Genomic DNA, 21,822 nt, shown 5'->3' on the forward strand with positions numbered 1-21,822 from the left:
CGGCCCCCGTCACGCCCGCACCCACCCGCCGGACGTGTGCGCGACGAGTCCCTGGAGCTGCGCGAGCGCCAGGGCGTCGGCGGTCTCGGCGAGCGACATCCCGGACCGACCGGCGACCTCGTGCTCGCTCATCGCCCGTCGGCCCAGCGCGTCGAGCACACGGAGGACCTCGGGGTCGTGCCGCGCGCCGACCAGGGGTTCGTCGACCGCCCCCGGGCCGATCCGGAACCCGGAGGCGAGCACCGCGTCGGACGGGTCCCGCGGGTGCACGACGAGCTGCGCCCGCCCCTGCACCACCAACCGGTGACACCCGACCGATGCCGAGGACGAGAACGCCCCGGGGACGGCGAACACCGCCCGACCGAGCTGCCCCGCGTGGTGCGCGGTGTTGAGCGCCCCGGAGCGGGCACCGGCCTCGACGACGACCGTGGCATCGCTGAGCGCCGCGATGAGCCGGTTCCGCGCGAGGAAGCGCCAGCGCGTCGGCCGGGTGCCGGGCGGTGACTCCGCGAGCAGGGCGCCCTGCCGCTGGACGTTCCGCAGCAGCTCGACGTTGCCGGCCGGGTACAGCTGATCGATGCCGCCGGCGAGCACCGCCACCGTCGGCGCCCCTGCGGCGATGGCCACTCGGTGTGCGACGGCGTCGATCCCGTACGCGGCCCCGCTGACGATCGCGCATCCGGCGTCTGCCGCGATGGAGGTGATCTCCGCCGCTGCTTCCGCTCCGGCGACCGTGTTGGCCCGGGACCCGACCACCGCGAGTGCCGGCAGTGTCTCCGTCGCCGCCGACCGGCTCCACAGCACGAGCGGTGCATGCGCACCGAGGTCGTCGACCCGCTCGGGCCACGTCGGTCCACCGGGGACGAGGAGCCGCGCTCCCACCGCCCGCGCGGCGGCGACCACCTCGCCGACGTCGGCGCGTCCCAGCCGCGGGACCCACCGGTCGAGTGCCGCGCGCAGGACGGGCGCGAAGGCGCGCAGGTCCTCCGTCCCGGGCACGCCCGCCTCGGCGCAGTCCCGCGCCAGCACGGCCAACGCGCCGGGCTCGCCGCCGGCTGCGCCGCCGGCCGCGCCGCGGGTCGCGCCGCGGGCCTCGCCGCCTAAGCCGCCACGGGTCGCGCCGTCGTCCACTGCCTGCAGCACGAGCCCGAGCGCGCGTTCCGCCCCGAGCGCCGAGACGAGCTCGCCCGCCACGGCATCCCCCGGTTCGGCGATGGTGGACCATGCCACGCGCGCCGCAGCCTGTACGGGGTCGATCTCCGACGTCGCTGGCCCGAGTGCCGATCGCATCGCGGCGAGCAGGTCCTTCCCGCCGTTCACAGCGCACCCCGCAGCGCGAGGGCCTCGAGCACGTGCCGGGTTGCCGGACGTCCGGCGCCGTGCAGGTCGGCCAGCGTCCACGCCAACCGCATCGCGCGGTCCCATCCGCGCATCGTCAGGGTGCCGCGGTCGAGTGCCTTGTCGAGCGGTGACGTCGCTCCGGGCTCGGAGCGGCCGTCGCCGCGGAGCCAGGTGCCGGCGACCTCGGCGTTCCGCGACCACCCGGTTCCCCGGAGCCGCTCGGACATCCGACCGCGCGCGCTCTCGACGATCGCTCGCGCCTGGGCGGTGGTGGGCGTCGAGCCGTCCCCGCTGCGGATGAGCCCGGTCGTGACCCGTGGCACCCGGACACGGATGTCCATGCGGTCCAGGAGCGGCCCGGACATCCGTCCGAGGTACCGTCGGACGGCTGCCGGCGTGCACTCGCACGGCTGGAACCGATCGCCCGCGTTCCCGCACGGGCAGGGGTTCGCCGCCAGGAGCACCTGGCAGCGCGCCGGGAACTCGGCTGCCCCGGCCGCGCGGTGCACCGTGATCCGGCCGGACTCGAGCGGCTGCCGCAGCGCATCGAGCACCGACCGCGGGAACTCCGGTGCCTCGTCGAGGAAGAGCACACCCCGCGTGGCGCGGGACACGGCACCTGGGCGGATGACGCCGGAGCCCCCACCGACCAGCGCGACCGCGGACGCGGAGTGGTGCGGTGCTTCCCAGGGCGGCCGTGTGGTCCACGACGCTGCCCCGTGCCCGGCGACCGACCGGACCGCTGCGACCTCGAGCGCGGCGGCCTCGTCGAGGTCCGGCAGCAGCCCGGGCAACCGCTCGGCGAGCATGGTCTTGCCGGCCCCCGGCGGACCGAGGAGCAACGCGTGGTGGCCGCCCGCCGCAGCCGCGATGACCGCACGCACGCCGACGGGGTTGCCGACGACGTCCGCGAGTTCGGCCACGGGCCGACGGTCCGGCGGGGCGGCGACCGGGAGGACCGGCTCCACGTCGATGCCGGGCAGGAGGGCGCCCGCGTCGATCGCGGCGGCACGAAGCGAATCCACACCGTGCACGGTCACTCCCCCGACGACACGTGCCTCGGCGAGGTTACCGATGGGGACCACCACACGCTCGGCACCCGCATCGCGAGCAGCGAGCAGCATCGGGATGACGCCCGCGACCGGTCGCACCCGACCGTCGAGACCGAGTTCGCCGATGTACACGATCCGCTCGCTGACCCGCGGGGCCACGTCGGCTCCGGCGAGGACGGCCATCGCGATCGCGAGGTCGAACCCGGAGCCCCGCTTCGGGATCGCGGCGGGCGTCAGGTTGACCGTGATGCGACGCGCCGGGAGCGGACACCCGGCGTTCGCAGCCGCTGCCCGCACGCGCTCGCGGGCTTCACCGAGCGACGTGTCCGGCAGGCCGATGATGCTGAACGCCGGGAGTTGGCTCGTCAGGTGGGCTTCGACCTCGATGCGCCGCCCGGAGACGCCGACCAGCGCGACCGCCGCTGCTCGCCCGATGCCGGTCACAGCACGCCCTCGAGGTGCTCGATCGCGACCCGGTCACCGTCGACGCGCACGGCGACCGCATCGATCCGGATCGCCCGCGCCGAGACCTCGGGGTGGTCGTCGAACCATGCCGGGACGAGCCGTCGCAACCGGGCGACCTTCGACGCCGTGATCGCCTCGAAGGGGTGCCCGGTCGAGGTCCCAGCACGCGTCTTCACCTCGACGAAGACCAGCGTGCACGACTGCCACGCGATGATGTCGACCTCACCGCGAGCACATCGCCAATTGCGTTCGACCAGACGGAATCCGTGGTCCGCCAACCATTCCGCGGCCCGGTCTTCGCCGAACCGTCCGAGACTGCCGTTCCGCAGCGGTGTTTGCTCCATGTGTTGCCTCCGCGGCAACGATCACCCACGAGCAGGCCGCGCCGAGCGGCACCGAGGCAATGTGTGGATGAGTGCGACGGAACCCGGCTTGTGGAGGACGAATCGCGGTCGGAAAACGGAAGAACCCGGACGACCGAAGTCGCCCGGGTTCTCGAAGACCGCACTCAGTGCGCGGCTGCGTACGCTTCCTGCACCTGGGTGGAGATGCGCCCGCGGGTCGACACCTCGTACCCGTTCTCCTTCGCCCACTCGCGGATCTTGCCGAGTTCCTCGGAGTTGCCGCGCTTGGGGGCGGACTTCGGGGCGGAGGTCCCGCCGCCGGAACGACGTCCGGAGACCTTCCGGGCAGCTGCGACGTAGTCGGAGATCGCCTCACGGAACTTGTCCACGTTGTCGTCCGTCAGGTCGATCTCGTACGACGAACCGTCGAAAGCGAATTCGACCGTGCGACCTTCACCCGGGGTGATGGGCGAATCGTCGAGGTCGTCGACGAGCTGGACGGTGACCTTCTGTGCCATGGCGTACTCCTGTGTCGGGGGACGGAAATCCCCACCACATTAGCGCGAGAATGCAATACGAGTTACCGCTCGGCGGTGTTTCTCATGATTGCAATAGAACTGAAGATCACTCGTCGAGTGCGAGTTCCTTCGGGAGTTCGAGTTCACGGGAGGTGAGTTCCTCGACGTTCACGTCCTTGAACGTGAGCACCCGGACGGATTTCACGAATCGATCGGAACGGTAGACATCCCAGACCCAGACGTCGTTCATCGTCAATTCGAAGTAGAAATCGTGCTCGGTGTCCCGGCGGGCGAGTTCCACCTCGTTGGCCAGGTAGAAACGCCGCTCGGTCTCCACCACGTAGCGGAACTGCGCCACGACGTCGCGGTACTCGCGGTACAGGGCAAGTTCGACCTCGCGGTCGTAGTCGTCGAATTCGTCGTCATCCATCGCGCCCACAGTCTACGGCGACCCGGGCACCCGCGACACAACCCCGGCGTCAAGCACCCTCGAGCGCGCGCACCCGCCCGCACCCCGCGCCCCCGCGCGCGCGGCCCTCAACCCGCCAGCGCGTCCAACTCCGCGAAGCCGTCCAGCGCCACGCTCGACGCCTGGTGCAACCAGCTCTTCCGGTGCAGCGCATGCGCTCCGACCGAGCGGATCGCGTCGTAGTGCGCCGTCGACCCGTAGCCCTTGTTCGACGCCCAGGCGTAGTGCGGCGCCTCGTCGTGCGCCACCGTCATCAGGGCGTCGCGGGCGACCTTGGCGACCACCGAGGCCGCGGCCACGGACGCGCAGTCGCGGTCGGCCTTGACCCGCACGACGACCTCGAGCGGATCCGACGGCAGTCGCAGGGAGTCGGGGACGGCACGGGTGAGCCAGTCGAACGAGCCGTCGAGGACGACCACGGCGCCGTCGAGGGACAGCCCCTCGTCGACGAGCGTCCGGAGCGCCGCGGCGCCTGCCTGCCCGAGCGCGGGGACGATGCCCTGCTGGTCGACCACGTCGGCGGACGCCATGCCCACCGCGGTCCTGGTCCACCTGCGGACGACCGGGGCGAGCGCCTCCCGCCGCGCGGCGGTGAGGAGCTTCGAGTCCGCGAGCCCCTGCGGGACCCGGCCGATGTCGATCGTGACGGCGGCGACGCCGACGGCGACGGGTCCGGCGATCGCACCGCGACCGACCTCGTCCATGCCGATGACGGTCACGCGCCCCGCGCCGAGGAGCTGCTTCTCCGTCCGGAGCGAGGGACGCACGACGGTCACTGGTCCCGCTCCTCCACGCCCGCGAAGACCTCGGGGTGGTCGTCGAGCCAGGTCCAGCGGCTGGAGGGCCACGAGATCACGAAGGCCCGACCGGTCACGTCGGACATCGGGACGAAGCCCTTGGAGGGGGTGTCGCCGTTGTACCGGGAGTCCTTCGAGTCGTTGCGGTTGTCGCCCATCACCCAGATCGTCCCCTTGGGCACGGTGACGGAGAAGTCGGTCGCCGACGCGGGCGCTCCGGCCGGGAGCTTCAGGTACGGCTCCTTGATCGGCACCCCGTTGACGGACATCTGGCCGAGGTCGTTGCAGCACGACACCTTGTCACCGGGCAGGCCGATGACCCGCTTGATGAGGTGGTCGTCGCTGTCCCCGGTGCCGAGGCCGACCTGCGTGAGGAGCCAGTCGATCGCCTTGGCGGGCTGCGTGTCCGGCGTGACGCTCGGCACCTCGGAGCCGGCGAGCCACCCGCCCGGGTCCTTGAACACGACCACGTCGCCGCGCTTCAGGGCGACGACGTTCGGCACGAGTTCGTTGACGATCACGCGGTCGTTGATCTGCAGCGTGTTCTCCATCGACGCTGACGGGATGTAGAACGACCGGATCAGGAACGTCTTGACGAGGAACGACACGAGCAACGCCGCGATGAAGATGATGACGAGGTCGCGGAGGAACGTGAGGACCCCGTTGCGCTTCTTCTCGGCACGGGGCGGGCGCCCGGTTTCGTCAGTCGTGTCCGTCATTTCCGCTCTCGTTCGCACACACGGATCCGCACCACGAACCCGGGGGGGAGCCAGCACAAAGGAAAGCCCCCCGTCGATGCACAACCGTACATCGGCGAGGGGCTCCGAGCGGCGTCCGGCTCGCGGACGCTCACTGTGAAGGCGATCAGTTGTCGCGCTTCTCCTTGATCTTGCGACGGGCCGCCTTGCCGCGGAGTTCGCGGAGGTAGTAGAGCTTCGCGCGACGGACATCACCCTTGGTGACGATCTCGATGTGGTCGATGATCGGCGAGTGCACCGGGAACCAGCGCTCGACGCCGACCTGGAAGCTCACCTTGCGGACCTTGAAGGTCTCGCCGAGGCCGTGACCCTGGCGGCCGATGACGACGCCCTGGAACACCTGGACACGCGAGCGCGTGCCTTCGATGATGTTGACGTGCACCTTGATGGTGTCGCCGGGACGGAAGTCCGGGACGTCGGTACGCAGCGATGCTGCGTCGACGTGGTCGAGGAGCTGGCTCATGGTTGGGTCACTCTCTGCGGACGCACACGGGTCGCCGCGGATCGAAATTGGTCAGTGAGTTGCGTGCCCGGTGTCGGCGACTCCCCCGTGGCAGAGTCCAGCCAGGGCACGGCTACCCATCTTGCCACAGAGAACCACGGTCGCAAAACGCGCGAGGATGGTCGCATGATCGAACTCCGCACCCCCGCCGAACTGGACGGACTGCGTGTCGCCGGCCGGTTCGTGGCCGACGTCCTCGACGAGCTGCTCGCCACGGTCGACGTCGGTGTGAACCTCCTCGACCTCGACCGGGTCGCCGCGCGGATGATCGCGGACCGCGGCGCCGAGAGTTGCTACGTCGACTATCACCCGTCGTTCGGCAAGTCGCCGTTCGGCAAGAACCTCTGCACGTCGGTCAACGACGCCGCGCTGCACGGGCTGCCGTACGACCACACCCTGGCCGACGGCGATCTCGTGAGCCTCGACTTCGCCGCGAGCGTCGACGGCTGGGTCGCGGACTCGGCCGTCACGGTCCAGGTGGGGACACACCGCGAGGCCGACCAGCAGCTCATCGACACGGTCGAACGCGCCCTGGCTGCGGGCATCGCCCAGTTCCGGCCGGGCAACAAGCTCGGCGACGTGTCGTACGCGATCGGTCACGTCGCGCACGAGGCCGGGTACGACGTGAACCTGCAGTTCGGCGGCCACGGCGTCGGGCACACCATGCACGGGGATCCGCATGTCCCGAACGACGGTCGTCCGGGCCGCGGGCTGAAGCTCCGGCCGGGCCTCGTGGTCGCGATCGAGCCGTGGCTCATGCAGGGCACCGACGAGCTCTACCAGGACGACGACGGCTGGACGCTCAAGAGCGTCGACGGTTCCCGGGCCGCGCACGTCGAGCACACGGTCGCGGTGACCGAGACCGGTCCCGAGGTCCTGACCCTTCGTCGCGCCCAGCGCGACCAGTAGACGGACTGGAGGCGCGGTGCCAGCTGGCACCGCGCCTCCAGTCCGCGATCGGTTGCGCCCATTGCACGTGGCATGGAAAGCGGAATCGCTCGTAGGAGGACGAAAGAAACTGCTCCCTACGAGCGGAACGGCTTCCTACGAGCGGAACGGCCTCCTACGAGCGGAACGGCCTCCTACGAGCGGAACGGCCCCGACGGGCGGAAGCGCCCTACGCGTCGGGCAGCAGGTCCGGACGGACGCGACGCGTCCGCTCCAGCTGCTGCTCGTGCCGCCACGCGCCGACGCGTGCGTGGTGCCCGCTGAGCAGGACCTCAGGCACGTCGATGCCGCGCCACGAAGCGGGCTTCGTGTACGAGGGGTACTCGAGCAGGCCGTCCTCGTGGGACTCCTCGACGAGCGACTCCGGGTTGCCGACGACGCCGGGGACGAGACGACCAACGGCCTCGATCATCGCCATCGCCGCGACCTCGCCGCCGTTCAGCACGTAGTCGCCCAGCGACAGCTCGACGACGGAACACCGGGACGCCGCCCACTCGAACACGCGGGCGTCGATGCCCTCGTAGCGCCCGCAGGCGAACACGAGGTGCGGTTCGAACGCGAGCGAGCGGGCGATCGACTGCTTGAACGGCGTGCCGGCCGGCGTCGGGACCACGAGGGTGGACGAGCCGTCCTCGCGGAGGATCGACGACAGCGCCTCGGCCCACGGCTCCGGCTTCATGACCATGCCGGCTCCCCCGCCGTACGGGGTGTCGTCGACGGTGCGGTGCCGGTCGGTCGTCCACGAGCGGAGGTCGTGCACGTGCAGGTCGAGCAGACCGTCCTGCCGTGCACGGCCGAGCAGGGACACGTCGAGGACGGAGAAGAACTCCGGGAAGATCGTGACGATGTCGATGCGCACGATCAGTCCTGCGGATCGGTCGGCGTGACCGGCGGCGTGACCGTCTCCGGTCGCGACGTGTCCTCCGGGTCCTCGAAGAGGCCGGTCGGCGGGGTCACCGTGACGGTGCCGGCCGCGATGTCGACCGCGGGCACGATCGCCGCGACGAACGGCACGAGCACCTCGCCGCGTGACGGGGTGTCGATCGCGAGGAGGTCCTGCGCCGGCAGGTGGTCGACCCGGGCGACGGTGCCGACCTCGACGCCGTCGCGGAGGACGCGGAGCCCGACCAGCTGGTGGTCGTACCAGGCGTCGTCCTCGCCGGTCTCGGCGTCGGCGTCCTGTTCGACCCAGAGGATCGCGCGGGCGAGGGTCTCGGCGGCACTGCGGTCACCGATGCCCTCGAAGAAGGCGACCGGGTGGCCGTTGTACCAGCGCAGCTCGTCGAGCGCGATGGTCTTGCCGGCCCACGGAGATTCCTCCGGGACCTGGAGCGTGAAGACCGCTCCTGGCGTGAACCGACGATCCGGGTCGTCGGTGTAGAGCTCGAGCTTGATGCCGCCCTTGAGCCCGTGCGCCTTCGTGATGCGACCCACCCGGAGCTGGGTCGTCTCCCTAGGAATCGGTGTCGACCACGTCGACACGCACCCGCTTGCCGTCGGCGAGAGCCGAGACGAGGGTGCGCAGCGCCTTTGCGGTCCGTCCGGCGCGACCGATCACGCGACCGAGGTCCTCGGGGTGCACACGCACCTCGAGGACCTCGCCGCGTGGAGAGGTGGAACTGGCGACGCGCACGTCGTCAGGGTGATCGACGATCCCCTTGACGAGGTGCGTCAGCGCGGATTCGAGCAAGGAATTACGCCTCGGTCGTCTCGGCGGCGTCGTCGTCGGCGGGCTTCTCAGCCGGGGCCTTCTTCTCCGACTTCGGCTTCAGGACGGCCTTCTTGGACGAGTCCACGACGAAGGGCTCCTTCGGCTGCTTGACCTTGACCTTGGACTCGGTGTCCTTCTCGCCCTTGAACTTGGCCCAGTCGCCGGTGAGCTTGAGGAGCGCCGCGACCTGCTCGGTCGGCTGCGCGCCGACACCGAGCCAGTACTGCGCACGGTCGGACTTGACCTCGATGAACGAGGGCTCCTCGGTGGGGTGGTACTTGCCGATCTCCTCGATCACACGACCATCGCGCTTGGTGCGCGAGTCGGCGACGACGATGCGGTAGTACGGCGCACGGATCTTGCCGAGGCGCTTGAGACGGATCTTGACAGCCACAATTACTCCTGTTGCGTGATGTTGTGGTTGAACCGGAACCGCGGGCGTGGGGGCACACACGGTGAAAGCTCGGAATGAGTCGCGCACAGCTGGGTAGAGGGTCGAGCTGGCGCGATTCGACCGTTCATTCTTACAGATTCCCGGCCGGGATGCGAGTCGACTCGCTACGGGGCGAGTCGCCGGACGGCCTCGAGTGCTTCAGAGGTCGCGCGGACCGCATCGACGCTCCGTGCGTCGCGTGCGCCGCCGACGACGGCGAACGGCACACCCGAGTCCTGGAGGCCCGCCACCAGCCCGTCGGCAGGCTGGCGGTCCGCCTCGGCACCGGTCACGGGCACGTGGTCGGCGATCGCACGCTCCTGGCCGGCGCAGATCACGACGTGGTCCGCGGGGATCGCCCGCTCCTCGCCGTGCTCGTCGCGGATCCGGAGCACGCCCGGCTCGATGCGGAGGTACTCCTGCACGCCGCCGACCATCTGCACGCCGGCGTCACGGAGCCGGCCGATCGCCACCCAGCGGGACGTGATGCCGATCCCCTGGCCGAACTTGCCGGAGCGCCGGAGCACGGTCACGTCACGGCCGGGCCGGAGCGTGCGGGTCGCAGCGGGGAGCCGTTGCGGCAGGTCCCCGACGACGATCTCGGACACGTCGAGGTCCCAGCGGGCGGCGAACTCCGTCGCGCGGTAGGCCTCGTCGGGCGACTCGGTGAGGAACGCCGCCGTGTCGACGCCGATCCCGCCGCCGCCGATGATCGCGACGGTCCCCTCGGGGACGCCCTCGCGGAGGGCTCGCTCGTACGAGCGCACGTGCGGGAGCGACGCCCCGGGGATGTCGACCTCACGCGGCACGACGCCGGGGGCGAGCACGACGGCGTCGCTGTCGGCCAGGTCGGCGGCGGTCGCGGCACGGCCGAGGTGGATCGTCGCCCCGCGCTCGTCGAGCTCGGCGCGCGCGGCCCGGACGGTGGCGGCGTAGTCCTCTTTCCCCGGCACGAGCGCGGCGAGCTCGAACTGGCCGCCGAGCCGGTCCGCGGCCTCCCAGAGGGTCACGGTGTGCCCGCGGCGTGCGGCGTCGACGGCCGCCGCGAGTCCGGCCGGGCCACCGCCGACGACGTCGACACGCTTGGGGTCGGTCGTGGGGCGGGCCGGGAACGCGACCTCGCGGGCGGCACGCGGGTTGACGAGGCACGACACCGGCTGCCCGATGATCGAGCGGTCGAGGCACGCCTGGTTGCAGCCGATGCACGTGTTCACGAGCGTGAACCGGCCGGCGAGGGAGCGGCTGACCAGCTCGGGGTCGGCGAGGAACGGGCGGGCGAGGGCCACCGCGTCGATGCGTCCGTCCGCGAGCACGGCCTCGGCGTCGCGGAGGTCCGTCATCCGGTTCGACGCGATGACCCGGACGTCCGGGTGCTCCGACGCGCGGACGAGGTCGGCGATCCGGGTGACGTAGTGCACCCAGGCGCCGTGCGGCACGGAGGCCTGCACGGTCGGGGTCCGGGACTCGTGCCAGCCGATCCCGACCGAGATGCCGTCGAGTCCGAGCGGCAGCAGGTCGGTGACGAGGGCGTCGACGTCGTCGGGGGTCGAGGAGCCGGGCATGAGGTCGGCCCCGGACAGCCGGATCGTCACGGCGAGCTCCGGCACGGCGGCCCGCACGGCACGGACCACCTCGATCGCGAACCGTCGGCGGCGCTCGGGCGACCCGCCCCACTCGTCGTCGCGGAGGTTCGTGAGCGGCGACTGGAACTGGTTGATGAGGTAGCCCTCGGACGCCATGATCTCGACGCCGTCGAAGCCGATGTCCCGCGCGGTGCGTGCCGCTTCCGCGAAGTCCTCGATCGTGCGCTCGACCTCGGCCGCGGTCAGCGCGGACGGCACGACGCCGCGCGCGGCCGCCCACGGCAGGGCGGACGGTGCCACCACCCGCTGGGGTTCGCCGTGGCGGTCCGTCATGCCCGAGGCCAGGGCGTACCGGCCGGCGTGGAACAGCTGCGCGAGGATCGTCGATCCCTCGTCGTGCACGGCCTCGACCGCGGCGCGGAAGCGCTCGTCCGCTCCCCCGGTCCCGAAGACGGCGAAGTCCGGCCCGCCGCGTGCCTCGTCGCTCACCGCGATGCCGCCGGTGATGATGCAGGCTGCGCCCCCGGCGGCCCGCTCGCGGTAGAACGCGGCCATCCCCGCCCCGCCGTCGTCCTGCACCTCGAGGCCGGTGTGCATCGACCCCATCACCACCCGGTTGGGCAGGTGCAGGGGGCCGAGCGTCCACGGTGCGGCGACGGTCCGGAGGGAGTCCGGCACGACGGGGGCGGTGGCGACGCTGCTCATGCGCCTATTCTGCGACGTCCGAGCCCGCGCCCGCGACCGACGCGGCGCCGCCCTCGACCGACGCGTCGGTGACCGAGCCGTCCGCCGGCAGCACCGCGTCACGGAGCGGCGACGTCGTGTCCGCCCAGTACGGCGGCGCGATGACGGTCAGGCCGCCGTCGACCGACAGGGTCTGGCCCGTGATGTACGACGCCTTGTCGGAGAGCAGGAAGTCGACCGCGTCGGCCATGTCGTCCGCGGTGCCCGGGCGCTGCAGCGGGAGCTTCTCGATCACGGACCGCATCGGCGCCTGACCCGCGACCTTCGTGTAGAAGTACTCGAGCGAGTCGGTGTCGATGAGCCCGCCGTTGACGGCGTTGACGGTGATCTGGCGCGGACCGAACTCGACCGCCATGTACTTCATGTAGGACTCGCTCATGGCCTTCGCGGCGCCGAGCGCGGCGTAGGTCGGGAACGCGCGGAGCGACCCGTACGAGGTCACGACGACGATGCGGCCGCCGTTGTCCATGAGCTCGGCGGCACGCTGCGCGCCGAGCACGAAGGAGCGTGCGTTCGTCGCGTAGCTGCGGTCGAGGTGGTGCAGCTTGAGCTCCTTGACCGGCTTGAACGCGCTCGCGGCGGCGTTCGCGACGAAGTAGTCGAGTCGGCCGTACGTGTCCCGCACCAGGTCGAACAGCGCGTCGATCGACTCGGGCTGCTCGATGTCGACCTGCGCCGTGATCCCGTCGCCACCGGCGGCCTTGACGTCGGCGAGCGACTCCTCGGCCAGGTCGGCATTGCCCTTGTACGTCACGACGACGGTCACGCCGCGCTGGCCCAGCTTCTGGGCGAGCAGGCGGCCGATGCCGCGGGAGGCTCCGGTGATGAGCGCGATGGGTGCGGTGCTGTCGGTCACTTCAGTCCTTCTCGTGGTGTGCGGGGGCTCTGCACGTGCGCAGAGGCGGACTGGAGGCCCGTGGCGGACCCGCCACGGGCCTCCAGTCCGGTGTGTGGTCGCGTCCTAGAACCCGGCCTGGCCGGTCACGACGGCGCGGCCGACGATGAGCTTCTGGATCTCGTTGGTGCCCTCTTCGAAGCGCTGTGCGCGCGCGTCGCGGTACACGCGCTCGATCGCGTTGCGCTTCCAGTAGCCCTGGCCGCCGTGCACCTGCAGCGCCTTGTCGGTCACGCGGGCCAGCATGTCGACGGCGACCATCTTCGAGGCGCTGGAGAGCGTGCCGGCGTCCGGGCGGTCCTCTTCGTAGGCGCGGGCGGCCTCGAGCACGAGGGCGCGGGCCGCGGCGATGTCGGCGTAGTTCTCGGCGATGTAGAACTGGATCGCCTGCCGGCTGGAGAGCTTCTTGCCGAACGTCTCGCGCTTGTTCGCGTACTCGACGGCGAGCTCGTTCGCACGCTCGGCGAGGCCCACGGCGCTCATCGCGACGGACACGCGGCTCGGCAGCAGGAAGCCGCCGAGCGCGACCTCGAGCCCCTGGCCCTCGTCGCCCAGGCGGGCGGAGGCGGGGATCGGCGTCTCGGTGAAGCGGAGGATGGCGTGGTCGGTGCCGCGGATGCCCATCGTGTCGGAGTCGTCGATCACCTCGGCGCCCGGCAGACCGGAGTTCGGCATGAGGAACGCGACGGTGCCGTCCTGGCCGGAGGTGCCCTCGAGGCGCGCTGCGATGAGCCAGTAGTCGGCCTTGACGCCGAACGTGATGAGGTGCTTCTCGCCGTTCATGACGTACGTGTCGCCCTCACGGCGGACCGTGGTGCGGATGTCCGCGCCGGTGCCGGCGGTGGCCTCGGTCAGCGTGAACGCGACGAGCCGATCACCCGCGACGCTCGGCTTGACGACCTGTTCGATCTGCTCCGGCGTCGCGTACGGCTGCATCGCCCGCCAGGTGCCGTTGATGACGTGCACGAGCATCCGGATGGACGCGTGCGAGCGGGAGATCACCTCCATGACCTCGAGGTAGCGCGAGAACGGGATGTCCCGTCCGCCGAGCTCCGTCGGTGCCGCGAGGGACAGCCAGCCCTTGTCCTTGAGTTCCTGGAAGAGCTCGGGCGCCACCTGGCCGGTGCGCTCGATCTCGTCCGCCCACTCCTCGCCGCGGCCGCGCACCCACTCGGTGACCTCGGCCTTGAGCTGCTGGAAGGCGGCCTCGTCGAAGGCCGTCGTGGTCTGGTCGACGATCGTCATCGTGTCTCGTTCTCCTTCGTCGCGACGAGCGCGGCTGCCTGCTCGCGCAGGACGTTCTTCTGGACCTTGCCGACCGCGTTGCGCGGCAGCTCGGCGATGTACTCGAGTCGTTCCGGCCAGTAGTACTTGCTCACGCCGGCCTTGTCGAGCGCCTGCTGCATCGACGCGAAGTCGAGCTGCTCGGCGCCGGCGGCCGGGACCACGAACGCGCAGGCACGCTCCCCGAGCCGGGGGTCCGGCATCGCGACGATGGCGACGTCGGTGACGAGCGGGTGCTGGTAGAGCAGGTTCTCGATCTCGACGACCGGGATCTTCTCACCGCCGCGGTTGATGACGTCCTTGATGCGCCCGGTGATCGACAGGAAGCCCTTGTCCGACACCTTCGCGAGGTCGCCGGTGCGGTACCAGCCGTCCTCGGTGAAGACGTCGTCGGTCAGGTCGGGGCGGTCGAGGTAGCCGTCGAACATCGTCGGCGAGAACAGCTCGAAGTTGCCCTCGGTGTCCGCCGGCAGCTCGTGGCCCTCGTCGTCGACGATGCGGATGGTGATGCCCGGCAGCGCCCGGCCGTCGTGCCCGTAGGCCTCCGCGGGGTCGTCACTCGGGCTGGACAGCGCGCCGAGGCAGGTCTCGCTCGTACCGAACGCACCGAGGATCGCGCTGCCGAGGACGGTGCTCGCCCGCTGGGCCAGCGCACGGGGCACCGCGGCACCGGTCGGCACGAAGATCCGGAGCGACTCCGGCTGCGGGGCGCCCGCCTCGACCAGGTCGACCAGGTCGGTCAGGAACGGCGTCGCGCACTGCACGAACGTGGCCCCCGCGGTGCCGAACGCCTGCTCGAGGGCGACGGTGCCGTCCCACACCGGCTGGATCACCTGCGGAGCACCGAGGCGGAACGCCAGCAGCATGCCGTACAGGAACCCGGTCTGGTGCGCGAGCGGCGACGGGATGTAGATCCGGTCCTCGCTCGTCAGCCCGGACTGGGCGACGTGCATCGCGGTGGCGAGGCCGAGGGTGCGGTGCGGGTGCTGCACGCCCTTCGGCTCCCCGGTGGTGCCGGACGTGAAGAGCAGCTGGCAGACGTCGTCCGGGCCGGGCGCGCGCGACAGGATCTCGTCGACGTCCACCTGCACGGACTCGAGCGCCGTGTCGAAGTAGCGCCAGTTCCAGTCGCTCGCGGCGACGCGCTCGGCGGCGTCCGCGGGCAGCGGTGCCTGGTTCGTCGGGCTGTCCGACCGGCCGCGTGCCTCGGCGCGGAGCACGACGACGTGCTCGACGGACAGCCGGCGCTGCTGCGCCTTCGCCTCGTCGATGACGTCGAGCATCTCGAGCGCCGGACGGCGCTTCCGGAACAGGTTCGGCAGGAAGACGACGCGGGCCCGGGACCGGGCGAGGGTCATCGTCGTCTCGCGGGGGCCGAACACGGGCATGATCGGGGTCGCGACCGCGCCGATCTGGATCGCGCCGAGGCTGATCGACACGAACTCGCGCCAGTTCGGCAGCTGCATCGCCACGGACTCGCCGGTGCGGACCCCGAGCTCGAGGAGCAGCGCGGAGACCTTGTCGGCCTCGTCCTGCAGCTCGCGCCACGTGGTGTGCACGGGCTCGGGACCGCCGACCTCGATGACCGCGAGGCCGTCCGGGTCCTCCTGCGAGAGCGTGCGGACCTTCTCGCTGAGGACGAGCGGGTCGGCGTCGACGCCGGTGAGCTCGGGCAGGACCGCCGTGGTGCGCTCCTGCGGCGCCTCCGGGGCGTCGCGCGACTCCCCCAGGTCGGTGCGCTCGGGGGCCTCGGACTCGGCTGCGTCGATCCGGTCGTCGCGGGCGACCTGCGCCGCGAGGCCGTCGCCGACCTCCATGTCGAGGCCGACCGCGTTCATCGCCTCGAGGAACGTCGGGTACGAGATCCGGTACGCGCGGGGGTAGGTGAGCGAGGACGTGCCCTCGGCCTTCGACGCCGCGACCGCGAGGGACATCAGCACCCGGTGGTCGTTGAACGAGGACATCGGGCTGCCGTGCAGCTCCCCCGGCCGGACACCGGTCACACGGAGTTCGTCGGCGCCCTGCTCGGCCCGACCGCCCATCCGGTTGAGCTGGAGCATCGCGGCGACGCGGTCGGACTCCTTGAGGCGGATGTGCGCCACGTTCCAGAGCCGGGTCGTGCCCTCGGCGAAGGTCGCCATGGTCGACAGGACGGGCAGCAGGTCCGGGATCGGCTGGCAGTCGATGTCGAGGGGCCGGAGCGGCGAGCCGTCGTGCTCGATGCGCACGAAGCCGGTCTCCTCGTCGATCCGCATCGGGACGCCCATGGCGGTGGCGAGGTCGAGGAACTCGCTCTCCGGGTGGTCCGTCTCGGCGGTCGTGAACGCGGTCATGCCGCGGAGCAGCACGTTCGACTCGCGGATGCCGGCGGCGGCGATGCCGAACGCGGCCGAACCGATGTCCGGCGGGATGACGTAGTCGTGCGGCGTCGCCTGCTGGTTCGCCGGGATCCGGTACTCGAGCCAGTCGTCGGACACCTCGACGCGCAAGCCGAACTGCCGCATCATCCGGACCGTCAGCTCGACGTACGGCTGCTCGTTGAGGCGGCCGCCGGTGATGTGGATGCGGGTCTCCTGCTCGGCGAACGGGGCCACCAGGAGCAGCCCGGAGATCCACTGCGACAGCGTGCCGGCGATCTGGACGTCGCCGCCGCGGGGCCGCTTCGGCTGGACCGTCACGGGCGGGCAGTCGTTCGTCGCCTCGAGCTCGATGCCCATCTGGGTGAGCGAGGTGAGGAGGGCCTTGATCGGGCGCCGCTGGAAGTACTTCATCCCGGCGAGCGTCATCGGCTTGTCCGCGAGGGACGCCAGGCCGGTCATGAAGTACAGCGTCGTCCCGGAGGACCCCATGTTGAGGATCCCGTCGGCGCCGCGGGACCCGTGGTCCACCACGTCGGTGGCCTCGTAGCGGCCCCCGAGCCCGGTGACGTGGTACTCGTTCCCACGCCGCTTGACGTCGACACCGAGGGCACGCAGCGTCCCCACGGTCCACTCGACCTGCCGGGTCGCGCTGATCCCGGAGACGATGCTCGTCCCCTTCGCCAGGGACGCGAGCACCAGCGCGCGGTGCGCGTGGTACTTCGAGACCGGGATGTCGAGTTCTCCGACGAGCGGTGCGGATGTACCGCGCACGACCAACTGCATGCGTACCTCTTCCCTGTTAGCGGGTTCCACGGTACGCCCGCCGTGGATCTCCTGGGAATCGGATCCGCACGATCGGGACACGCGATCGTTGTGCGTGTCCGACAACGAGCCGGGCAGGATGTACAGCATGGACATCCGCTTCACCGAGTCCCGCCCGTCGACCATCGGCGTCGAGTGGGAGCTCCCCCTGGTCGATCGGGACACCGGCGACCTCACCCCCCGGGCCCCCGCGGTCATCTCGGCCGTGCACGAGCGACTCGGCGACCACGACAAGGTCACGGAGGAGCTCCTCACCAACACGGTCGAGGTCGTCACGGGCGTGCACGACACCGTCCGAGGCGCCACCGCGGAGCTGTCCAGCACCATCGGCGAGGTGATCGACGCGGCCGCTCCGCTCGACGCGCAGGTCATGTGCTCCGGGACGCATCCGTTCGCGCAGTGGGACCAGCAGGAGATCACCCCGGACAGCGAGCACTACACGACGCTCATCGACCGCACCCGCTGGTGGGGACGGCAGATGCTCATCTGGGGCGTCCACGTGCACGTCGGCATCGACCACCGCGACAAGGCCGTCCCGATCATGAACGCGATGCTCGCCTACGTCCCGCACCTGCAGGCCTTCACCGCGTCCAGCCCGTTCTGGGGCGGGACCGACACGGGCTACGCCTCGAACCGGGCCCTCATGTTCCAGCAGCTCCCCACCGGCGGCCTCCCCCCGCAGCTCGGCGCGTGGGCGAACTTCGAGGAGGTCGTCTCCGACCTCACCCACACCGGCGTCGTCGAGGGCGTCGCGGACCTCCGCTGGGACATCCGGCCGTCGCCGAAGTGGGGCACGCTCGAGAACCGCGTCTCGGACGGCATCTCGACCCTGCACGAGGTCGGCGCCGTCACCGCGCTCGTCCAGTGCCTCGTCACGGCGTGCTCGGACCGGCTCGACGCCGGCGAGACCCTGCCGACGATGCAGCCGTGGTTCATCCGTGAGAACAAGTGGCGTGCGGCCCGCTACGGCATGGAGGCCGAGATCATCACGAACGTCGCCGGCGACGAGCGGCTCGTGACCGACGAGGTGCACGACCTGGTGCAGCGGCTCGACCCGATCGCCGAACGCCTCGGCTGCCAGGAGGAACTGCACCACCTCGACACGATGATCGAGCGCGGCGCGTCGTACCAGCGGCAGCTGCAGGTCGCGCAGGAGAACGGCGGCGACCTGCGTGCCGTCGTCCGGCACCTGGTCGCGGAGCTCAGCGACTCCCTCTGACCCGCGCGCGGCGCATGTCGTTCCGCGCGTAGGAGGCTGTTCCGCGCGTAGGAGGCTGTTTCGCGCGTAGGAGGCTGTTCCGCGCGTAGGAGGTCGTTCTTCCCGACCTCCTCCGCGCGAATCCGCTTCCTATTGCGCGTGCGATGGGCAGGAACGTCACGACGCAACCCACAAACGGACTGGAGGCCCGTGGCGGATCCGCCACGGGCCTCCAGTCCGGAGAACGGTCGCGTCAGCGACGCAGGAACGTCAGCGCCCCAGGAACTTCTGGAGCGACGCGAGCTCTTCCTCGGTGGGCGCCTTGCCACCCTTCGCACCGCCGCCGAGGCCGAGGCCGGAGCCCTGCGGCGCCTGCTGCGGAGCAGCCGCCGCGCCGGACGCGATCGCTGCGCGCTTCGCCGGGTTGCCGACCTTCGACTTCTTCTTGCCGCCACCCTGCTGCTGCTTCTTGCCGCCGTGCATGCCCGGGATCGGACCCATGCCCGGCATCTGCGGCACGCCGCCGCGGGCGACGGTCTTCATCATCTTCGCCGCCTGCTCGAAGCGGTTCACGAGCGCGTTCACCTCGGTGACCGTCGAACCCGCACCGCGCGCGATGCGGAGCCGGCGGGAGCCGTTGAGGAGCTTCGGGAGTTCGCGCTCCTGCGGGGTCATCGACTGGATGATCGCCTCGGTGCGGACGATCTCGCGCTCGTCGAAGTTGTCGAGCGCCTCGCGCATGCCCTTGGCACCCGGGAGCATGCCGAGCATGCCCTTGATCGAGCCGGCTTTGCGGAGCTGCTGCATCTGCTGCAGGAAGTCGTTCAGCGTGAACGAGTCGGTCGCGATCTTCTCGGCGACCTTGCGCGCTTCTTCCTCGTCGAACGCGCCCTGCGCCTGCTCGATGAGGGAGAGGATGTCGCCGAGGTCGAGGATGCGGCTCGCCATCCGGTCCGGGTGGAAGGGCTCGAAGTCGTCGAGGCCTTCACCCGTGGAGGCGAACATGATCGGACGGCCGGTGACACTGGCGACCGACAGGGCCGCACCTCCGCGGGCGTCACCGTCGAGCTTCGACAGGACGACGCCGGTGAAGTCGACGCCCTCCTGGAAGGCGCGGGCGGTGTTGACCGCGTCCTGACCGATCATCGCGTCGATGACGAACAGGACCTCGTCGGGGTCGACGGCCTTGCGGATGTTCGCCGCCTGCTTCATGAGCTCGGCGTCGACGCCGAGCCGGCCGGCGGTGTCCACGATGACGGTGTCGTACTGCTGGTCGACCGCGGCCTTGATCGCGTTCTTGGCGACCTTGACCGGGTCCCCGACACCGTTGCCGGGCTCGGGGGCGAAGACGTGCACGCCGGCCTGCTCGCCGACGACCTGCAGCTGCTGCACGGCGTTCGGACGCTGGAGGTCCGCCGCGACGAGCATCGGTGTGTGGCCGTCCTTCTTGAGCCACTTGCCGAGCTTCCCGGCGAGGGTGGTCTTGCCGGCACCCTGCAGACCAGCGAGCATGATGACCGTCGGCGGTCGCTTCGCGAACTCGAGGCGTCGCTGCTGGCCGCCGAGGATGCCGACGAGTTCCTCGTTGACGATCTGGACGACCTGCTGCGCCGGGTTGAGCGCCTTGTTGACCTCGTCGGAGAGGGCACGCTCGCGGACGGCTGCGGTGAACGCCTTGACGACCTCGAGCGCGACGTCGGCGTCGAGGAGCGCCCGCCGGATCTCGCGGACGGTGCCGTCGACGTCGGAGGGGGTCAGCCGGCCCTTGCTCCGCAGGTTGCGGAAGGTCTCGGTCAGCCGATCGGAGAGTGAACCGAATTGCGCCATGATCCGTCGATTCTACCGGCTCACGAGCTGATCCCGGCCCGATCGCTCCCGGCGTTCACCGCAGGAGGACGTGGTCGGCGAGTTCCAGGGTGGCGCCGAGGCCGATGTCCACGACCACCGGAGCGCTCGACGGTCCGCGGTCGAGCGTCGGGTACCAGGACCGTCCCGGCGACACGAGGACGAGCAGCCCGTGGACGTCGCCGACCGGGGCGAACTCCGCCGTGGGGGCGTTGGCGTAGGGAGCGACCCCGGCCCGGCCGAGCACCTCGACGGCACCGAGGACGTCGGGGACCGCGATGCCGACCTCGCTGAGCGAGAGGAGGCTGCCCGCCATCCGATCGCTTCAACCGCGGTTGAGGTCAAGCGTTCCGTCCCATCGCGCCTGACATGGGAGGCGCAATCGCGCATGGGAAGCAGGATTTCCCGGCTTCCTACGCGCGGAACAGCCTCCTACGAGCGGAATAGCCCCCTACGAGCGGAACAGCCCCCTACGCGCGGAACGGCCCCCGCCGCGGGGCGCGGCAGGCGGTCTGCAGCCGGCTGACGACGGACTGGAGGCGCGGTGCCAGCTGGCACCGCGCCTCCAGTTCGTTGCAGCCCCGGATCAGGGCGCCTGGTCGCTACGCGCGACCGCGGATGGTCCGGAGGAGCCAGCCGATGACCGCCAGCAGGATGAGCACGATGCCCACCCAGAGCAGGAACTTCAGCGCACCGACGAAGATGCCGCTGAAGAGCAGGACGAGGCCGACGATGATCGCGATGATCAGCAGTGCGGGCATGAGGGTCTCCTATCCCTGGAACGAGACCGGACGGGTGCCCGGGCCGAGGGGGACGCTACTCCCGCAGCGCGGATCGCGTTCGCTTCCCTGGGGACGCGGTCAGCCGACGAGGTTCTGCACGAACACGTGCGGCGTGAAACCGGTGAGGTCGTTGATGCCCTCACCCTGCCCGATGAGCTTGATCGGGATGCCCGTCTTCTCCTGCACGCTGAGCACGAACCCGGCCTTCGCGGAGCCGTCGAGCTTCGTGATGACGAGACCGGTGACCCCGGCGCCCTCGATGAAGGCCTGCGCCTGCGCGAGCCCGTTCTGCCCGGTGGTGGCGTCGAGGACGAGCAGGACCTCGCTGATCTCGGTCTGCTTCTCGACGACGCGCTTGATCTTCGACAGCTCGTCCATCAGCCCGGCCTTGGTGTGCAGGCGGCCGGCGGTGTCGATGACGACGATCTCGGTGCCGTCGTGGATGGCCTTCTCGACCGTCTGGTACGCCACGGACGCCGGGTCCTGGCCGGGCTGCGACGGCCGGACGACCTCGACACCGGCACGCTCGGCCCAGGTGGCGACCTGCTCGACGGCGGCCGCGCGGAACGTGTCCGCCGCGCCGACGACCACGGTGCGGTCGTACGTCTTGAGGAACTTCGCGAACTTGCCGATCGTGGTGGTCTTCCCGACGCCGTTGACCCCGACGACCAGCACGACGGCCGGGCGGGCGCTGAGCTTCAGCGTGGTGTCGAGCCGGGAGAGCCGTTCCTCGAGCACCTCGCGGAGCATGCGCTGCAGGTCAGCGGGGTCGGTCGTGCCGTACCGGTCGACGCGGGCGTGGAGGTCCTCGATGACCTCGTCCGCGATGTCCGGGCCGAAATCCGCACCGATGAGCGCCGTCTCGAGGTCGTCCCACGTCGTCTCGTCGATCGTCTTGCGCTGGAACAGCCCGCGCAACCGGGAGGACAGTGACCAGGAACTCGCCATGCTCCCAGCTTAGAGCGCGGCGC

22 protein-coding genes are annotated in these 21,822 nt (G+C 70.8%); 2 read left to right on the top strand and 20 right to left on the bottom strand.

Annotated features, from left to right (window positions below):
* Positions 1 to 9: 9 nt before the first annotated feature.
* The 8 genes from dprA to rplS all read right to left on the bottom strand — a co-directional run bounded on the left by dprA (position 10) and on the right by rplS (position 6,207).
* The gene (dprA, locus tag DEJ28_RS11075; RefSeq protein WP_284180741.1) at positions 10 to 1,230 is read right to left on the bottom strand and encodes a DNA-processing protein DprA; all 1,221 of its coding nucleotides are present in this window, start codon (positions 1,228 to 1,230) and stop codon (positions 10 to 12) included.
* A gap of 86 nt (positions 1,231 to 1,316) precedes the next feature.
* The gene (locus DEJ28_RS11080; RefSeq protein ID WP_111115753.1) at positions 1,317 to 2,837 is read right to left on the bottom strand and encodes a YifB family Mg chelatase-like AAA ATPase; all 1,521 of its coding nucleotides are present in this window, start codon (positions 2,835 to 2,837) and stop codon (positions 1,317 to 1,319) included.
* Positions 2,834 to 3,202: a YraN family protein gene (locus tag DEJ28_RS11085; protein WP_111115752.1), complete on the bottom strand. Its 369-nt coding sequence runs from the start codon at positions 3,200 to 3,202 to the stop codon at positions 2,834 to 2,836. The genes DEJ28_RS11080 and DEJ28_RS11085 overlap by 4 nt, the downstream gene beginning before the upstream one ends.
* Positions 3,203 to 3,366: 164 nt before the next feature.
* Positions 3,367 to 3,720 (bottom strand): histone-like nucleoid-structuring protein Lsr2, encoded by a 354-nt coding sequence (locus DEJ28_RS11090; protein WP_111115751.1) that lies wholly within the window; start codon positions 3,718 to 3,720, stop codon positions 3,367 to 3,369.
* A 106-nt stretch (positions 3,721 to 3,826) separates the two neighbouring features.
* A complete protein-coding gene (locus DEJ28_RS11095) occupies positions 3,827 to 4,150 on the bottom strand; it encodes a DUF2469 family protein (RefSeq protein ID WP_111115750.1) in 324 nt (107 codons plus the stop codon).
* 107 nt (positions 4,151 to 4,257) lie between these two features.
* The gene (gene rnhB / locus DEJ28_RS11100; RefSeq protein WP_111115749.1) at positions 4,258 to 4,965 is read right to left on the bottom strand and encodes a ribonuclease HII; all 708 of its coding nucleotides are present in this window, start codon (positions 4,963 to 4,965) and stop codon (positions 4,258 to 4,260) included.
* The gene (gene lepB / locus DEJ28_RS11105; RefSeq protein ID WP_111115748.1) at positions 4,962 to 5,705 is read right to left on the bottom strand and encodes a signal peptidase I; all 744 of its coding nucleotides are present in this window, start codon (positions 5,703 to 5,705) and stop codon (positions 4,962 to 4,964) included. The genes rnhB and lepB overlap by 4 nt, the downstream gene beginning before the upstream one ends.
* Positions 5,706 to 5,850: 145 nt before the next feature.
* Positions 5,851 to 6,207, bottom strand: coding sequence for a 50S ribosomal protein L19 (rplS, locus tag DEJ28_RS11110; protein ID WP_071292881.1), 357 nt, complete (start codon positions 6,205 to 6,207; stop codon positions 5,851 to 5,853).
* A 165-nt stretch (positions 6,208 to 6,372) separates the two neighbouring features.
* Between rplS and map the strand changes: the two genes are divergently transcribed.
* Entirely contained in the window at positions 6,373 to 7,155 is a 783-nt protein-coding gene (map, locus tag DEJ28_RS11115; RefSeq protein ID WP_111115747.1) for a type I methionyl aminopeptidase, read from the top strand.
* 208 nt (positions 7,156 to 7,363) lie between these two features.
* On the opposite strand, the gene trmD is transcribed toward map, so the two are convergent.
* The 8 genes from trmD to aroA form a co-directional block, all read right to left on the bottom strand.
* Entirely contained in the window at positions 7,364 to 8,053 is a 690-nt protein-coding gene (gene trmD, locus DEJ28_RS11120) for a tRNA (guanosine(37)-N1)-methyltransferase TrmD (protein WP_111115746.1), read from the bottom strand.
* Positions 8,054 to 8,055: 2 nt separating this feature from the next.
* The gene (gene rimM, locus DEJ28_RS11125) at positions 8,056 to 8,628 is read right to left on the bottom strand and encodes a ribosome maturation factor RimM (protein WP_181433719.1); all 573 of its coding nucleotides are present in this window, start codon (positions 8,626 to 8,628) and stop codon (positions 8,056 to 8,058) included.
* 19 nt (positions 8,629 to 8,647) lie between these two features.
* Positions 8,648 to 8,884, bottom strand: a complete 237-nt coding sequence (locus DEJ28_RS11130) for an RNA-binding protein (protein ID WP_111086067.1) — start codon at positions 8,882 to 8,884, stop codon at positions 8,648 to 8,650.
* A gap of 4 nt (positions 8,885 to 8,888) precedes the next feature.
* Positions 8,889 to 9,299 carry a 30S ribosomal protein S16 gene (gene rpsP, locus DEJ28_RS11135; RefSeq protein ID WP_111115745.1) on the bottom strand — a complete coding sequence of 137 codons (411 nt, stop codon included), beginning with the start codon at positions 9,297 to 9,299 and terminating at the stop codon, positions 8,889 to 8,891.
* A gap of 164 nt (positions 9,300 to 9,463) precedes the next feature.
* Positions 9,464 to 11,626: an oxidoreductase gene (locus DEJ28_RS11140; RefSeq protein WP_111115744.1), complete on the bottom strand. Its 2,163-nt coding sequence runs from the start codon at positions 11,624 to 11,626 to the stop codon at positions 9,464 to 9,466.
* 4 nt (positions 11,627 to 11,630) lie between these two features.
* Entirely contained in the window at positions 11,631 to 12,521 is an 891-nt protein-coding gene (locus tag DEJ28_RS11145) for an SDR family oxidoreductase (protein WP_111115743.1), read from the bottom strand.
* Positions 12,522 to 12,626: 105 nt separating this feature from the next.
* The gene (locus DEJ28_RS11150) at positions 12,627 to 13,805 is read right to left on the bottom strand and encodes an acyl-CoA dehydrogenase family protein (protein WP_111115742.1); all 1,179 of its coding nucleotides are present in this window, start codon (positions 13,803 to 13,805) and stop codon (positions 12,627 to 12,629) included.
* Positions 13,802 to 16,987 carry a 3-phosphoshikimate 1-carboxyvinyltransferase gene (gene aroA / locus DEJ28_RS11155; RefSeq protein ID WP_111115741.1) on the bottom strand — a complete coding sequence of 1,062 codons (3,186 nt, stop codon included), beginning with the start codon at positions 16,985 to 16,987 and terminating at the stop codon, positions 13,802 to 13,804. Before aroA ends, DEJ28_RS11150 begins: the two co-directional genes overlap by 4 nt.
* A gap of 118 nt (positions 16,988 to 17,105) precedes the next feature.
* Between aroA and DEJ28_RS11160 the strand changes: the two genes are divergently transcribed.
* Positions 17,106 to 18,245 carry a glutamate--cysteine ligase gene (locus DEJ28_RS11160; protein WP_220034631.1) on the top strand — a complete coding sequence of 380 codons (1,140 nt, stop codon included), beginning with the start codon at positions 17,106 to 17,108 and terminating at the stop codon, positions 18,243 to 18,245.
* Positions 18,246 to 18,494: 249 nt separating this feature from the next.
* Here the strand turns inward: DEJ28_RS11160 and ffh are convergent, their stop codons facing one another.
* The 4 genes from ffh to ftsY all read right to left on the bottom strand — a co-directional run bounded on the left by ffh (position 18,495) and on the right by ftsY (position 21,799).
* A complete protein-coding gene (ffh, locus tag DEJ28_RS11165) occupies positions 18,495 to 20,051 on the bottom strand; it encodes a signal recognition particle protein (protein WP_111115740.1) in 1,557 nt (518 codons plus the stop codon).
* 55 nt (positions 20,052 to 20,106) lie between these two features.
* Positions 20,107 to 20,385 (bottom strand): hypothetical protein, encoded by a 279-nt coding sequence (locus DEJ28_RS11170; protein WP_111115739.1) that lies wholly within the window; start codon positions 20,383 to 20,385, stop codon positions 20,107 to 20,109.
* A 286-nt stretch (positions 20,386 to 20,671) separates the two neighbouring features.
* Positions 20,672 to 20,830, bottom strand: coding sequence for a hypothetical protein (locus DEJ28_RS11175; RefSeq protein ID WP_171907827.1), 159 nt, complete (start codon positions 20,828 to 20,830; stop codon positions 20,672 to 20,674).
* 99 nt (positions 20,831 to 20,929) lie between these two features.
* Complete coding sequence (gene ftsY, locus DEJ28_RS11180) at positions 20,930 to 21,799, bottom strand: signal recognition particle-docking protein FtsY (protein WP_111115738.1); 870 nt, start codon at positions 21,797 to 21,799, stop codon at positions 20,930 to 20,932.
* Positions 21,800 to 21,822: the final 23 nt, after the last annotated feature.

The sequence above is a fragment of the Curtobacterium sp. MCPF17_002 genome, assembly GCF_003234115.2.
Lineage (GTDB): Bacteria > Actinomycetota > Actinomycetes > Actinomycetales > Microbacteriaceae > Curtobacterium.